Origin of the sequence: Leucobacter alluvii (genome assembly GCF_039530485.1) — a bacterium.
GTDB classification, from domain to species: domain Bacteria; phylum Actinomycetota; class Actinomycetes; order Actinomycetales; family Microbacteriaceae; genus Leucobacter; species Leucobacter alluvii.
On the sequence record NZ_BAAAOP010000012.1, the window covers coordinates 238,736 to 252,942 of the forward strand.

A 14,207-nucleotide genomic window follows, 5' to 3' on the forward strand; every position below is an offset into this window, starting at 1 on the left:
TTCAGGTCGCCGTAACCGATCTACACTCCACACACCGCCACCCTACGCAGAACTCCCGGGAATCCGCGCTGATTCCCCGGAGTTTCGCGGCGCGTCGCCGTCTCAGTCGCGCGTTGCGCCCGTCACGACAGGATCAGCCACCTGCACTTCACCGCCGCGCCGCTTCGCGAGCCCGCGCATGAGGTGGTAGACGGCCACAGCGGCGATCGTTCCGAGCGCGATGCCGTTGAAGAGCACCGACCCGACCTGGAGGGTGAAGTCCGCGATCCCGACGATGAGGGGCACCGCGGCCGAGAACTGGTTGATCGGCTTCGAGAAGTCGACGCCGTTATCAATCCAGATCTTTACTCCGATGAGTCCGATGAGGCCGTAGAGCGCGACCGTCACACCGGCGAGCACACCGGAGGGCACCGAGAAGATGAGCTCTCCGACCTTCGGAGAGAAGCTCAGCAGCACCGCGAAGAGCCCGGCGACCCAGTAGGCGGCAGTGGAGTAGACGCGCGTGGCGGCCATGACGCCGATGTTCTCGCCGTACGTGGTCGTGCCAGATCCTCCCCCGAACCCGGCCAGCATCGTCGACACCCCGTCGGCGAGCAGCGCGCGCCCGGTGAGCGGATCGAGATCCCGTTTCACCATGAGCCCGACACTCTTGACGTGGCCGACGTTCTCGGCGATCAGCACGAGCACGACCGGCAGGAACGCTGGGAGCAGGCCCCAGAGCGTCGGATCGGCGAACGGGTTGCCGACCGCATGGAACGACGGCAGACCGAGCCACGGGGCATCGCCCACCTTCGAGAAGTCGATCTCCCCCATGAGTGCCGCAGCGACGTAGCCGACGACCATGCCGAGCACGATGGAGAGACGGCCGAGCAGCCCGCGGAACAGCACCGTGATGAGCAGCACCGCGGTGATCGTGATCAGCGCCACCCACCCGGAGAGCTCCGTGGCGTTCCAGTTGTTCTTCACGGCGGGCGCGAGGTTGAAGCCGATGAGGGCGACGATGGCTCCCATCACCACCGGCGGCATCAGCGCGTTGATCCATCGAGAACCGAAGCGGTGCACGATCAGTCCGACGATGGCCATGAGCACGCCGATGGCGAGGATGCCGAACGATGCCCTGCCGAGATCCGGATTCTCGGGATCGCCGCCGGCGGTCGCGGCGAGAATCGGCGCGATGAACGCGAACGAGGAGCCGAGGTAGCTCGGCAGGCGATTACCGGTGATCAGCAGGAAGAGCAGCGTGCCCAGCCCTGAGAAGAAGAGCGTGGCGGTGGGGCTGAAACCGGTCAGCAGCGGCACCAGGAACGTGGCGCCGAACATGGCGACGACGTGCTGCGCTCCGAACCCGATGGTACGCAGCCAGCTCAACCGCTCCTCGGGGAGGACGATCGCTTCCGGGGCGACATGCGTGCCGTCTCCGTGCTGCTTCCAGGTCAATGCCATCGGGGCTCCTCAGGGGTTCCGGATCGCGAAGAGCCGCACGGCCACCCCTTCGAGCGCACAGCCAAGCACATATCCTAGTACTCAGCGAGCGCTCAGCTTTCCATGGACCGGGGTTCCCCTACGCGTCCGACCCGGCGGCGACGTACACCTTGCGAATGTGGTCGGCGACCGTCCAACGCGTCCGCGTTCCAGCGACGAGCCGCATGACGTCTCCTGCGGCCACCTCGACGACGCGACCGGACTCCTCCGGCGAACCGGGCACCTCGAGCAGCTCGATCGAAGCGCCGCCGCTCAGCACGACGAAGATCTCGTCGACCTCGGTGTCGGTGACGGTTCCGCCGCGGAGCTCCCAGATGCCGAGCTCGGCGTCGCCGATGAGCCCGAGCTCCGCGATGCCCTGTTTCGGGCTGCCTGCCACGGTGTCTTCGGCGTCCACCGGATCGAGTGCGACATCGACCCGGGCGCCCTGCACGGAGACGTTGCGGCCGTCGGGAAGCAGCGCGTTCACGAGTCGAATCCGAATCCGACGGCGTCCATCGTCTTCAGGAAGAGATTCCGCTTGCCGCCGTTGTGGTCGGCGCGGTCGAAGGACCAGCGGAAGAGGTTGACGCCGATCGACGCCGCCGGCTCCGGCGGGAAGGGCAGCGGCATCTGCTTCACCATCTCGAGCTCGGTGCGCTCAGTGACGCGGCCCTCGAAGCGATCCACCATGACGTCCGCGGCGAAGTGCGTCGCGCCCACGCCGAGGCCGGTGAATCCGGACACGTACTGCACCCTGCCGCCGAGCGCCTGCCCGAAGAACGCGCAGAACCGGGTGCTCGAGTCGATCGCTCCGGCCCACCGATGGGAGAACTTGACGCCTGCGAGCTGGGGGAACGTGGTGAAGAAGTGACTCGCGAGCTTCCGATGGCTTTCCATGCGGTCTTCGTACTCCCGCTTGATGCGGCCGCCCGCGTGATACACCGCGTCGTAGCCTCCCCAGAGAATGCGGTTGTCCTTCGTGAGCCTCGAGTAGTGGAACTGGTTCGCGAGGTCTGAGAGCCCCTCTCGCCCCTCCCATCCGATCGACGCCAACTGCTCGTCGGTGAGCGGCTCCGTCATCAGCACGTAGTCGTAGACCGGAATCGTGTGGAAGCGGTAGCGCTTCAACAGTGACGGGAACACGTTGGTGCACAGCGCGACGCGCTCTGCGACGACGGCGCTGCCGTTCGCGATGGTCAGGCGAATCGGCTCTTCGGCAGAACCGTCGAGCTTCTCCACCGGGGAGCCCTCGTAGATCTCGACGCCGATCGAGGCGGCGTGCCGCGCGAGTTCGAGCGCGAGTTTCGCGGGATGGATGTTCGCATTCTCGCTCGGCGAGAACTCACCGCCGAGGAAGGTCGGCGAGGCGATGCGCCGCTGCACGGCTTCCTGATCGAGGGTGACGACGTGCTCGTCCTCGCTCTCGCCGAGCCAGTCGAGCTGGTAGGCCTCGTTCGCCACCGATAGAGCGCCGTTGCGCTCGAAGTCGACATCGAGATTGTGCTCGTTCACGAAGCGCTCGATCGCGTCGAGGTTCTCGTAGCCGATGCGGCGGAGCGTGCCCGTCTCGTTCGGCCACCGCGATTCCGCGTTGGGCTCGCCGTGCGTGATGCTCGCCTCGCAGAACCCGCCATTGCGACCGGAGGCCGCCCAGCCGACCCGAACCGCCTCGATGAGCACGACACGGCGATCCGGGTGCTCGGTCTTCAGCTTGATCGCCGTCCACAGCCCTGAGAATCCACCTCCGACCACGGCGTCGTCGACCTGCTGGTCTCCGCTGAGCTCGGGGTGCCTCGGAGCCTGCGCCTCCACGTCATCCGTCCAGAAGCAGGAGAACTTCGTGTCGGCGAGCGAGTCGTCGATCACTTTCGTGTCGGGCGTGCTGGTTTCAAAAATGGTGGGGTGCATGGATTCCTCGTCCTCGATGTCCGTCTCGATCCTCGCACACTCCGGCTGAGGTGTACACCATCATTCGTGAAGTGAATCTACGCGATCCGGCAAATTCTCACCGAATGCGCTCGATTCCGCAATCGAGATGGCAATATCACTGCGAAATCAGCAAACGCTTGCAGCAGCTCCCTGCTCAGGACCGGTCAGCCGGCGGCTTCATGATGGCACCCGTCGCGAGCCCCATCGCGAGACCGGCCGGAAGCCAGAGCCAGAACTGCGTCAGCGCGCCGAGCACCACGCCCATGATCAGCCCCATGACGAGCCCGACGATGATCTGTTTGCGCCGCGCGCCGGGCGACGGCGGCTCGGATGGCGATCGGTCACGATCGCCTCGATCCGGGGTGTTCCTCATTCTGCAGCTCCTTCGGTTCGGGAATCAGCGCGCGCATCAGCAGCGGCTCGATCCGCCCGGTCGAGTGCTTCGAGCGCGACGATCCGATCCGCGCCAGCACCCGAACGTCGCGCCGCGTCGACGAGGCGGCCCGTTGCGCGCGCGATCTTCGCCAGACTGAGCGACGGCGCCGCCCCTGCGGCGAGCAGCACAGGTTCGACGACGTCGAGAGCGCTGGCCGGGGCACCGGGAAGAAGTTCGGCCTCCCACTCGCGCCAGGCGCGCGCGACACCCTCGACACGGTCGAACGCCTCGACTCGATCATCCGCGAGCTCGACGAGCTCTGCACCGGCGGCGTCGCTGAGCACGACGACGGTGCGCTCCGTGCTGAGCTCAGCGATCGGCGAGACCGCGTCAGCTGCACCGCCGATCCGCTCACGCAGCTCCGAACGCACTCCCTCGGGCATGGCGTCGCTCAGCGGCCAGAAGAGCTCCCGCACACCATCCTCACCCCGTTGCTTCAGGTGCCACCCCGCATCCGACCCGCCGCGCCGCACGCGAAGCGCGAGGTCGCGCCTCGCGAGATCTGAATCGCTGGTGTCGAAATAGATCGCCGAGAGCTCGTACGTGATCGGCGCCTCGGCACGCAGCCCCGCCTCTTCGAATGCCGCATCGGGAGGCAGCAGGAGATCCGCCGCGACATCGTACTTGCGCTCGACTTCGAGCGATTGCTGACCGGCGTTCTGACTCATTCCTACAGTCTATGTCGCCGCTCTCGCACGGATCGGAGAGCCTCGTCGAACGGATCGTCCGGCTGCTGGTGCGCCCGATGGATCGCGCATCGCGCCGGCGTTACACTGTGCGGGTGTCCGAGTCACCCGAGCCGCGAGCGACAACCGTGCCACCCGAGTTCGTCGCCGCGGTCGAGCGCGCGCGGGCCGCGTGCAGCGCGACCGCGCAACGCCTCGCGGCATCGAGGGTTCCGCGGGAGTTCTTGGCGGAGTACGTGCCGCCCCGCCGCGGCTTCTTGCGCATGAAACCGGGAGTGATGCGTCCGATCGGCGAGGTCTGGCGCATCGGATCCTTGCTGCTCGCCGACTCGGGTTCGCTCTACGGGCTCGGACAGGCGACACGCGCCGCGGAGCGCGGGCGCCCTGGCTACCAGTCGGTCTCCCGGGAGGAGCGGCGGGAGATCGCAGCCGCCGCGCTGCGCGGCGGGTATGCCGTCGGGGAGGCCGTCAACTTCGACGCGACGCCCATCCCACTCGACGCCGATGCGCCAGCGACTCATTCGGCGCTTTCGGGTGACGGACTCCTCGGCTACGCCTCGGGAGAGATCCGCGTGCGATGGAAGGCCGGCGCACCCCTCTCTGGTGCACCGGCTCTCAGCTCGTTTCTCACCGAACGCGCGGACCTGCTGATCAATCCGCCCTTCAGCGGCGGATGATCGCACTTCGGTCGCCACGTTCCAATTGCCCGTCAGGGCCACCTGGCTGATGCCCGTCGCACGCGGGACGTCGCGTGCGACGGGCGGAACGCTGGCCGAGAGCACGGGGCACGAATCGGTGGAATCCGATCCGAACAAACCGTGCACGCCCGAATAGAACACGACCGCCTCGGATACACTGTCCCGGCGGCCCCGGCACATGACGTGCCTGTCCTGGCATCAGCTTGATGCCGCGCATGAAGGTCGCGGAAAGGCTCAGATCCATGAGCACCATCAGTTCCGCACACGCCGACATCATCTGGGCGGAGGTGGAGCACGGCTTCTATGTGGGAAGCCGGAGCGGAGAATTCCTCGGCTACATCGACGTAGAGACCGAGACCCGACACGTTGTCTGCGACATGTATTCCCAGGCCGTGGGCGAATACGCCTCGCTCTCAGAAGCCATGCTCGCCCTCGAAGCCCTGCACCTCTCACCAGAAGGGGCGATCACCGTTGCTTGAGCCTCAGTCCACCACCGGCGGCGTGCCCCTCCCCGACGGAGCACTCCGCTCACTCGTCTACTCGAGCGAGGCGGTCTCCCGCTTCTACCAGGCCGACCTCGATCAGCTCCTGCTCGAAGCGCGGGCGCACAACGCGGCGGCCGGGATCACCGGCATCCTGCTCTACCGGAACGATCAGTTCATCCAGTTCCTCGAGGGCCCCCCGGAAGCGGTCGACGCTCTCACCGAACGCATCCGGCGGGATGCGCGCCACACCAACGTGCGCGTGCTCATCGACGAGTTCACGCTCGAACGGCAGTTCGACGACTGGACGATGGGATACCAGCCGTTGAAGAACCAGTCGTCCTCGGCTCTTCCCGGATTCCGGGACTCATTCGCCGACATCGCCGCTGCACCCGACGAGTTCACCACCGGTCGCGCAGCGAAAGAACTCGCCCTGTGGTTCCGCGTGCGGACCGGAAAGCCCTCGCGGACTGCCGCCTAACCACGCCCTCCGCGGTGCGCAGCCCCTTCGAGCTTCACAGCGCGGAGGGGCTGTACTTCTGCCACGGCGCCTCCCCCGTTCCGATGCGCGCCTTTCGCTGCTCGACTGCTTCGCTGCTTCGCCCAGCGCCTCAGCATTTCCCCCTCCCGGGGGGATGTGCCCTGTTCGGCGCCACCGTAGATTCGTGAGCACCACGAATGGAGGGCACACATGGACGAGAACCACTCGAAACCCGCAGCGCAAGACGAGCACACCGGTCTTGCGATCGGCATGTCGCTCGGCGTGAGCCTCGGCGTCGTACTCGGAATCACGCTCGACAACCTCGCCCTGTGGTTAGGGGTCGGGATCGCACTCGGCCTCGTGGCCGGCATGTTCGTCGACGAGAACCGCAAGAAGCGCACAGCGGCGGGGCCGGTGAAAACCGTCGACGGATCGACGTTCACGCTCATCGCGCGGAAGCACCCGGAGCCGGGACAGCGCAGCCACTACTGGTTGGGCGACAACGGCCAGGAGATCGAGCTCACGGACACGGAAGCAGCAGAGCTGCTCTGAGCCGCCTGACCCAGCGGGCGGCTGCGCGGTGGGCGCCTCTCCGCGCCCGACTAGCTTCGAGGAGCCCGACGAAGGAGACCACGACTGCGGCAATGGAGAGCACGAGGGAGATGAGCTCCATAGGACAGGATTGTGATCACTTCCTTCCCTGGAGCGAGCTGCAAAGAATGATTACACCAACGCGAGTGACACTAGCAAACGAGTACGGTTTCACCCTGCCTGTGACGGCCTACAACGATGACGGGGAACTCATCGACAACGTGAAGGCGCTGTTCAGCCCTGCTCTCGACTCACGGCTTCGGGCGTGGGCCGCACGCTTCAACGATGATTACGGCTACGAGTCGGGCTGGCCATCGTTGGTCGCGTGCCGAGAGGCGTATACGGAGGGTCTTGAGCTCTGTGATTTGGTGAAAGAAGAACTGAGCGGAACCACCGTGTCCTATGAGTTTTGGGAAACGCGCGTTCAGGGAAAGGCCCGGTCGCTCGACGAGCTTCGGTAGGACAGGAGGTGAAGCCGCGCATTGTACGAGGGAGCCAACGAATCGCGCAGTGGCGCCCTGAACCCCCTCGGATCTCCGTCGCGCGGGGGAAGTGGCCATGCGCTTCGCCGCATAACGTTGAAGGCATGAGCAGCGCCGAGCAGAAACGACTCAACTGGTGGGCCGCGGTCATCGGATTCGGAATGATCCTGCCGATCGCCTGGCTGTCGTTCGACAACTTCACCTCGGCGATCATCATGGCCGGCGCGGCTGCGATTGCCGGCCTGTTCTTATTCCCGGTCAAAGCGCGCTGATTCATCGTCCCTCACCTCGCCACTCGCGCGGCGGAACCCCGTGTGCGGAAGCGGGATGCGTGACGAAGTCACCCTCTTCCGGAGAGATGCTCGCCGGAGGAGTCGCACTCACAGTCGTCGCGGAGAACCTCGGTCACGCCAACACGACAACACTTCAACAGCTGTACGCGCACGCTACGGAGGAGAGGGCGCTACAGATCAATCTTCTCGAGGGTGCCCCGGATAGGAATCGAACCTACGACACCTTCTTTAGGAGAGAAGTGCTCTATCCACTGAGCTACCGGGGCGCTGGGCCGGAAAGCGGCCCATGCGATTCTAGCGCACGGACGCCCTGAGACTCCCCCGCGCCCCGCGCCCCACCTGGGAGCGGGGTCACTCTTCGTGCGTGTCGACCATGCAACACGCACGAAGATCGACCCCGCTCGCAGATTGGAAGGGGTGCGATCGGCTAGGCGGGCGCGAACACGCAAAACGGGCGAGGTCGAAACCCCGCCCGTTTGCACACACGAATCGTCTTAGCCGAAGCGAACCACCGTCAGGCCCGACTCGCCGCCAGGAGCGATCGGCCCGATGCGGGTGGTGCCACCCCATCCGCCGTGCACGGCCTGGCCGTTGCCGATGTAGACGCCGACGTGCTGGCCCGGGAACACGAGGATGTCGCCGGGAGCGTAGTTGCCGCTTCCCACGATCGTTCCGCCGAGCGCGGTGTACTCGTGCACCTGCGTACCGAGGTCACCAGCAGGGATGCCGACAGCGCGCAGCGACTTCTCCACGAGCGCGGTGCAGTCCTGGTTCACACCGAGCTGCGCGAGCGCTGCATCGACGATGCCCTGTGCGCCGCTTCCGGCAGGAACGTCGCCGCCCTGGGGAGCGGATGGGTCCGGAGCCGAAGCTCCTGCGGCACCCGCGGGAGCGGCTGCGGCGTTCTGGGCAGCGGCGCGATCCGCTGCCTCCTGCTTCGCCTTCGCCTCGTCTTCAGCCTTCTTGGCTGCGGCTGCCTCTTCGGCGGTCGCTGCCTCGTCGCTGCCGGCGGGCGTCTCGCCCACGGCTACGACGGTCTCGGCATTGTTCGTTTGCAGCGTCTGCGCGGCGAGGAACCCGTCGGGGAGCCCCTCGGGTGCCGGGCTCGTCGCATATGCCGGAAGCGAGAAGGTGCCGACCATGCCCAGGCTCAGTGCTGCTGCGCCGGCCATCTGTACGATCCGCTTCGCTCGCGACGGGGTCCGTCCGACGAGCTCGCTCGGAAGCACGACGTCCGTGCTGGAGTGCTGAGTCACGTGTATATCTGCCTTACTGTTGCCAACTGGTGTCTGCGTCAGGTGCAGCCCGTGCGGGCCGCGACCGTTCAAGGGTAACCGAACATCACGAATATGTCACGCTCAGGTCACGAAACCTTCAAGTACCGCTGAAACGTGCGGCAGTCGGGGCCAATGAGCGACTCACAATAGCTCGACGCCGAGAGATCGCGGCTCAGATCACACCCTGCGCCAGCATGGCGTGCGCCACCGTTTCGAACGCGGCGGAATTCGCACCGAGCACGTAGTCGCCTGGGCGCCCGTAGCGCACCGATGCGTCGTACGCGGAGGCGTGAACGTCCCGCATGATGTCGCGCAGACGCGACTCGCTCTTGTCGCGATCCCACCGCGAACGCGCGGCGTTCTGACTCATCTCGAGCGCCGATGTCGCCACCCCTCCCGCATTGGCCGCCTTGCCCGGCGCGAAGAGCACGCCGGCTTCGCGGAACAGGGCCACGGCCTCCGGTGTGGCCGGCATGTTCGCGCCCTCGGCGACCGCGCGCAGCCCTCCGGCGATGAGCGAACGCGCGTGCTCGGCGTCGAGTTCGTTCTGAGTCGCGCACGGGAATGCGAGCTCCCCCTTGACGTCCCAGACCGAACCGGTCGCGACGAAGTGCGCGCCGGGACGGCGTTCCGCGTAGACGGAGATGCGAGACCGCTCGACCTCTTTGACCTGCTTCAGCAGATCGACGTCGACGCCGGCCTCGTCCACGATGTACCCGCTCGAATCGGACGCCGTGATCGCGGTGCCGCCGAGCTGCTGAATCTTCTCGATCGCATAGGTCGCGACATTGCCCGAGCCCGAGACGACGGCGCGGCGACCCTCGATCCCGTCACCAACGCGCAGCAGCATCTCCTCGGCGAAGAAGACCGCTCCGTAGCCCGTGGCCTCGGTGCGCACCTCGGCCCCGCCCCACCCGAGACCCTTGCCCGTCAGCACCCCGGCTTCGTAGCGCTGCGTGATGCGGCGGTACTGCCCGAAGAGGTAGCCGATCTCGCGGCCGCCGACGCCGATGTCGCCCGCCGGAATGTCGGTGTGCTCGCCGATGTGGTGCACGAGCTCGGTCATGAAGCTCTGGCAGAAGCGCATGACCTCGGCATCGCTCTTGTCGCTCGGGTCGAAGTCCGATCCTCCCTTGCCGCCGCCGATGCGCTGCGACGTGAGGGCGTTCTTGAAGATCTGCTCGAAGCCCAGGAACTTCACGACGGAGAGATTCACGCTCGGGTGGAAGCGCAGTCCCCCTTTATAGGGGCCGAGCGCGGAGTTGAACTGCACGCGATACCCGCGGTTGACGTGCACCCGACCCGCATCATCGGTCCAGGGCACCCGGAAGATGAGCTGACGTTCGGGCTCGACGAGCCGTTCCAGGATTCCCGTCTCGATGTACTCGGGGTGCTCGGCGAGTACCGGCTCGAGCGTCTCGAGCACCTCGCGCACCGCCTGCAAGAACTCGGGCTCCGCAGAACTGCGCCTGCGGACGGTCTCGGCGACGTCTCGCAGGTGGGCTTCAGGGGTAAGCAACGTCAATGTCGACTCCTCGGTCTCAGTACCTTGTGGATCGGCCCGGTCTGGGCAGATCAGATTGCGCCCGCATTCCGGCCGAACCGCACTGCTGCGGCGAAGGAATGAGGGGTCGTCAGATCGAGACGAAGATGTGCGCAGCGACCTCGGTCGGCAGGTCGATCGCTTCGCTCGAACCCTCGACCTCGACGTGCACGGTGTGCCCGCTGCGGCTGAAGGAGGCCCGGTTCCCGGGCAGGACGCCCGCTGCCGCGAGCTGCTCGAGCAGCTCCGGGTCGACCTGGAGGGGTTCGGCCAGTCGCTTGATGCGCGCGACGACGGCCACCTCGGGATCGATGAGCAGCTCGGTCAGCCCCGTGACTCCGGTCTGGAAGGACCCGGCGCGCACGGCGCCAAGCTCTTCGAGCCCGGGGATCGGGTTTCCGTACGGCGACTCCGTGGGATTGCCGAGGATGCCGAGCAGCTTCCGCTCGACCTGCTCGCTCATCACGTGCTCCCACCGGCACGCCTCCTCGTGGACGTACGCCCACTCGAGCCCGATGACATCGGCGAGGAGTCGCTCTGCGAGACGATGCTTGCGCATCACGTGCACGGCTTTGCTCCGACCCGGGATCGTCAGTTCGAGACGGCGATCGTCCGTGACGACGACGAGGCCGTCACGCTCCATGCGCCCGACGGTCTGCGAGACGGTAGGACCCGAATGACCGAGCCGCTCGGAGATGCGCGCGCGCAGGGGGACGATCCCTTCTTCTTCGAGCTCCAGAATCGTGCGGAGATACATCTCGGTCGTGTCGATCAGGTCCGTCATCGCCGTCCTTTCGGGTCCACCGTCCAGTTTAGGGCATCCTGACCTGGCGGAGCGGGCCGCGAAGCACGCGCTCGATAGAATTGCGCTCATGGCTGACATCACGATTCCCACTGAGCTCCTGCCCGCCGACGGACGATTCGGGTGCGGCCCGTCCAAGGTGCGCGACGAGCAGCTCGCCTTCCTCGGTTCGCTGCAGCCCGGAGTTCTCGGTACCTCGCACCGCCAGGCTCCTGTGAAAGATCTCGTGGGAAGCGTCCGCTCTGGCCTCGCCGATCTGTTCCGCGCGCCGGATGGGTACGAGATCCTGCTCGCGAACGGCGGAGCGACCACGTTCTGGGATTCGGCAGTGCACTCGCTCATCGAGCACCGCAGCCAGCACCTGACCTTCGGCGAGTTCGGGGCGAAGTTCGCGAAGGCGGCGAGCTCTGCGCCGTTCCTGGCGGAGCCCGACGTGCGAGCAGCGGATGCCGGTTCGCGATCCACCGCTGAGGCAGTCGCGGGAGTCGACGTGTACGCGTACCCGCACAACGAGACCTCGACGGGCGTGATGGCCCCGGTGCAGCGAGTGGCGGGCGATCCCGGCGCCCTCACGGTGGTCGATGCGACCAGCGGCGCCGGCGGCATCGATTTCGATGCGAACGAGCTGGATGTCTACTATTTCTCCCCGCAGAAGAACTTCGCCTCGGATGGAGGAATCTGGTTCGCCCTCGTCTCCCCCGCCGCGATCGAGCGGATCGAGCGCGTCACGGCGTCAGGCCGGTACATTCCGGAGACCCTCAATCTCGCGGGTGCCATCGAGAACTCGCGGAAGAATCAGACGCTCAACACCCCGGCGCTCGCGACGCTCGGCATGATGGACGAGCAAGTGCGCTGGATCAACGCCAACGGCGGTCTCGCGTGGGCTGCCGCCCGCACCGCCGAGTCGTCGGGGGTGCTGTACGAGTGGGCCGACCGCACCTCGGTCGCGACCCCCTTCGTTTCCGATCCGGATCATCGCTCGCAGGTCGTCGTCACGATCGACTTCGATGACACCGTGGATGCCGCAGCGATCTCGAGCGCGCTCCGCGCCAATGGCGTGGTGGATACCGAGCCGTACCGCAAGCTGGGGCGCAACCAGCTGCGCATCGCGACGTTCACCGCGATCGATCCGGATGACGTGCGCGCGCTCGTCGCATCGATCGATTACGTGCTCGATCGCCTGAGCTGACGCTCGCAGACCGAAGGGCCCGGATCAAGGGGGAGTCTCCGGGCCCGACGGGAAGCGGTGGCCACGATCGCCCCGGCCGAGCCGGTGCAGAATTCGCAGCCGCGAACCCGCTTCTTGTGCGGGGCGCCAGTGCGGAGGAAGGCCGCGGACGCCCCGGTCTGTGAGTTGCTCGCCGTTGTGTGTGCTGCGTCGCATAGCTTCCCCGTTCCGCCCAGCTCCCACGGGCGTCCGAGTCGGCGTTGACGCGATCTCCTCCCCCTCTGGCAGTGATTCTAGGGAGTGTGGAAGATGAGCGGAACCGGGAGAACTACGTAGTTCTGGGAAGATCTCCACCTGATCGCATACCGACGCACGCAACGCACGACGCCCTCGACCCGTATCGGGTCGAGGGCGTCGCTCACTCAGGCCGACTACTCGTCGTCGTCCTCATCATCGTCATCGTCATCATCGTCATCGTCATCGTCATCGTCATCGTCGGAATCATCATCGTCGTCGACGTCATCGCTGTCCTCATCGAACAGTGCCGTGTCATCGGCATCGTCGTCGATGTCCTCATCGGAATCGTCGTCGTCGGAATCGTCGTCGACATCCGACTCCGCGTCGTCGGCGCCGAAGTCACCGTCGTCATCGATGTCGGCGCCATCGAGCTCGTCTTCGAAGTCGCCGTCCAGCTCGTCGCCGGCGTCGTCGAGTTCGTCGCTCTCCGCATCTGCGGCGCCATCGTCCCCCTGCTTGGCGTGCCCCTCGCGATACTGCGCGAGACGCTCCGACCACGGCACCCAATCAGGAGCGATCACCGAATCCGGTCCCGGCAGCAATTCGACCTCGAGCACCGTCACCGGCGCGTCCTCGCTCGTGCGCGCGAGGGTCGCCGCCCACCGCCATCCGGGGTAGCCCGCCAGTCGGCACTCGAAGAACAGCGTGAGCACGTGCGCTTCTTCGACCTCGTGACCGTTGTCGTCGCCGATCGACGCGGGGTCGGTGATCTCTGCGAGCGCAGCGCGCGCTTGGTCACGCGCGTCGAGGAGCACCGGATCGGGAGCGAGCCCGGACTCCGATTCGGTCTCAGACATCGAAATCATCCGCCACTCGTCGCAGCATCGTCGCGACCTTCCGCGACTGTGCGCGCTCCGGGTACTGCCCGTGCTTCAGGCGTTCGCCGAGACCATCGAGCAGTTTCACGAGATCTTCGATGATCACCGCCATCTCGTCGGCCGACTTCCTGCTGCGCTTGGCGAGGCGCGGGGTGTCGAGGACATGCACCGACAGCGCCTGGGGGCCGCGTCGCCCGTCGGCGACGCTGTACTCCAGACGTGTGCCCGCCTGGATCTCGGCATCCGCCGGCACGACCGAGGCGTGCAGGTACACCTGAGCGCCATCATCCCCCTGGATGAACCCGAAGCCCTTGTCTTCGTCGTAGAACCTGACCTTGCCGTTCGGCATGCCTCGTTCCTTTCCGTCTCGTCGAGATGCCCCGCGTTCCGCTCACGCCCGTTCGCGAGCGCGGGTTCCCGAGCATTCAGCCAATTCTAGCGGGCCATCTTGCCCTCGCGCGGAGGCCGGAACCCGATAAAATGAAGCGGATGTCCACTGAACCCAGCACGCCGTCGATCCTCGAGCGGATCCTCGCCTACGCGTCCCTTTCCATCATCGGTCTGGCGCTCCTCTCTTTCTTCGCGACCCTGATCGTCGGCCTGAACAATCGCTTCGCACTTGCGGAGGGGTTGTGGCCGATCGTCTACGGCATCTCGATGATCGGCTTGCCTGTCGGCTTCGTCCTGCTGATCGTCCTGCTGATCCTCACTCAGCGCCGCCGCCGCACAGAGACCCGAAGGCTCTCCGGCCGTTAGGTCG

18 protein-coding genes and 1 tRNA gene are annotated in these 14,207 nt (G+C 66.2%); 8 read left to right on the forward strand and 11 right to left on the reverse strand.

What is annotated here, in order from left to right:
- Positions 1-102: 102 nt before the first annotated feature.
- From ABFX18_RS12380 to ABFX18_RS12400, 5 genes are all read right to left on the reverse strand, one after another.
- Entirely contained in the window at positions 103-1,443 is a 1,341-nt protein-coding gene (locus ABFX18_RS12380) for a uracil-xanthine permease family protein (RefSeq protein WP_346058473.1), read from the reverse strand.
- A gap of 118 nt (positions 1,444-1,561) precedes the next feature.
- Positions 1,562-1,951, reverse strand: a complete 390-nt coding sequence (locus ABFX18_RS12385; RefSeq protein WP_090146904.1) for a cupin domain-containing protein — start codon at positions 1,949-1,951, stop codon at positions 1,562-1,564.
- Positions 1,948-3,372, reverse strand: a complete 1,425-nt coding sequence (locus tag ABFX18_RS12390) for an NAD(P)/FAD-dependent oxidoreductase (protein WP_346058474.1) — start codon at positions 3,370-3,372, stop codon at positions 1,948-1,950. The genes ABFX18_RS12385 and ABFX18_RS12390 overlap by 4 nt, the downstream gene beginning before the upstream one ends.
- Before the next feature lie 175 nt (positions 3,373-3,547).
- Complete coding sequence (locus tag ABFX18_RS12395) at positions 3,548-3,766, reverse strand: HPP family protein (RefSeq protein WP_200329950.1); 219 nt, start codon at positions 3,764-3,766, stop codon at positions 3,548-3,550.
- Entirely contained in the window at positions 3,763-4,497 is a 735-nt protein-coding gene (locus tag ABFX18_RS12400; RefSeq protein WP_090146897.1) for a CYTH domain-containing protein, read from the reverse strand. The genes ABFX18_RS12395 and ABFX18_RS12400 overlap by 4 nt, the downstream gene beginning before the upstream one ends.
- Positions 4,498-4,610: 113 nt before the next feature.
- Here ABFX18_RS12400 and ABFX18_RS12405 point away from each other — a divergent pair, with 113 nt between their 5' ends.
- From ABFX18_RS12405 to ABFX18_RS12430, 6 genes are all read left to right on the forward strand, one after another.
- Positions 4,611-5,192 (forward strand): hypothetical protein, encoded by a 582-nt coding sequence (locus ABFX18_RS12405; protein WP_336661273.1) that lies wholly within the window; start codon positions 4,611-4,613, stop codon positions 5,190-5,192.
- A 263-nt stretch (positions 5,193-5,455) separates the two neighbouring features.
- Positions 5,456-5,692: a hypothetical protein gene (locus ABFX18_RS12410; protein ID WP_141653199.1), complete on the forward strand. Its 237-nt coding sequence runs from the start codon at positions 5,456-5,458 to the stop codon at positions 5,690-5,692.
- Positions 5,685-6,176 carry a BLUF domain-containing protein gene (locus tag ABFX18_RS12415; protein ID WP_346058475.1) on the forward strand — a complete coding sequence of 164 codons (492 nt, stop codon included), beginning with the start codon at positions 5,685-5,687 and terminating at the stop codon, positions 6,174-6,176. Before ABFX18_RS12410 ends, ABFX18_RS12415 begins: the two co-directional genes overlap by 8 nt.
- Before the next feature lie 210 nt (positions 6,177-6,386).
- A complete protein-coding gene (locus ABFX18_RS12420; RefSeq protein WP_346058476.1) occupies positions 6,387-6,728 on the forward strand; it encodes a glycine zipper domain-containing protein in 342 nt (113 codons plus the stop codon).
- Between the two features lie 185 nt (positions 6,729-6,913).
- A complete protein-coding gene (locus ABFX18_RS12425) occupies positions 6,914-7,228 on the forward strand; it encodes a hypothetical protein (RefSeq protein WP_346058477.1) in 315 nt (104 codons plus the stop codon).
- A 125-nt stretch (positions 7,229-7,353) separates the two neighbouring features.
- Positions 7,354-7,521: a hypothetical protein gene (locus tag ABFX18_RS12430; RefSeq protein ID WP_176698278.1), complete on the forward strand. Its 168-nt coding sequence runs from the start codon at positions 7,354-7,356 to the stop codon at positions 7,519-7,521.
- Between the two features lie 214 nt (positions 7,522-7,735).
- Here the strand turns inward: ABFX18_RS12430 and ABFX18_RS12435 are convergent.
- The 4 genes from ABFX18_RS12435 to ABFX18_RS12450 all read right to left on the reverse strand — a co-directional run bounded on the left by ABFX18_RS12435 (position 7,736) and on the right by ABFX18_RS12450 (position 11,146).
- A tRNA-Arg gene (locus ABFX18_RS12435) sits at positions 7,736-7,808 on the reverse strand.
- Positions 7,809-8,036: 228 nt separating this feature from the next.
- Entirely contained in the window at positions 8,037-8,798 is a 762-nt protein-coding gene (locus ABFX18_RS12440; RefSeq protein WP_336661270.1) for an NlpC/P60 family protein, read from the reverse strand.
- Between the two features lie 193 nt (positions 8,799-8,991).
- Positions 8,992-10,344 (reverse strand): NADP-specific glutamate dehydrogenase, encoded by a 1,353-nt coding sequence (gdhA, locus tag ABFX18_RS12445; protein WP_346058478.1) that lies wholly within the window; start codon positions 10,342-10,344, stop codon positions 8,992-8,994.
- Positions 10,345-10,453: 109 nt separating this feature from the next.
- A complete protein-coding gene (locus ABFX18_RS12450; protein ID WP_200329964.1) occupies positions 10,454-11,146 on the reverse strand; it encodes an iron-dependent transcriptional repressor DtxR in 693 nt (230 codons plus the stop codon).
- 88 nt (positions 11,147-11,234) lie between these two features.
- Here ABFX18_RS12450 and serC point away from each other — a divergent pair, with 88 nt between their 5' ends.
- Positions 11,235-12,353, forward strand: coding sequence for a phosphoserine transaminase (gene serC, locus ABFX18_RS12455; protein WP_346058479.1), 1,119 nt, complete (start codon positions 11,235-11,237; stop codon positions 12,351-12,353).
- Between the two features lie 410 nt (positions 12,354-12,763).
- Here serC and ABFX18_RS12460 read toward each other — a convergent pair whose 3' ends face one another.
- On the reverse strand, positions 12,764-13,426 hold the full coding sequence (locus tag ABFX18_RS12460) for a DUF3027 domain-containing protein (RefSeq protein WP_346058480.1): 663 nt from the start codon (positions 13,424-13,426) through the stop codon (positions 12,764-12,766).
- Positions 13,419-13,796, reverse strand: a complete 378-nt coding sequence (locus tag ABFX18_RS12465; protein WP_090146876.1) for a cold-shock protein — start codon at positions 13,794-13,796, stop codon at positions 13,419-13,421. Before ABFX18_RS12465 ends, ABFX18_RS12460 begins: the two co-directional genes overlap by 8 nt.
- Before the next feature lie 140 nt (positions 13,797-13,936).
- Between ABFX18_RS12465 and ABFX18_RS12470 the strand changes: the two genes are divergently transcribed.
- Positions 13,937-14,203, forward strand: coding sequence for a hypothetical protein (locus tag ABFX18_RS12470; protein ID WP_090146874.1), 267 nt, complete (start codon positions 13,937-13,939; stop codon positions 14,201-14,203).
- Positions 14,204-14,207 lie beyond the last annotated feature (4 nt).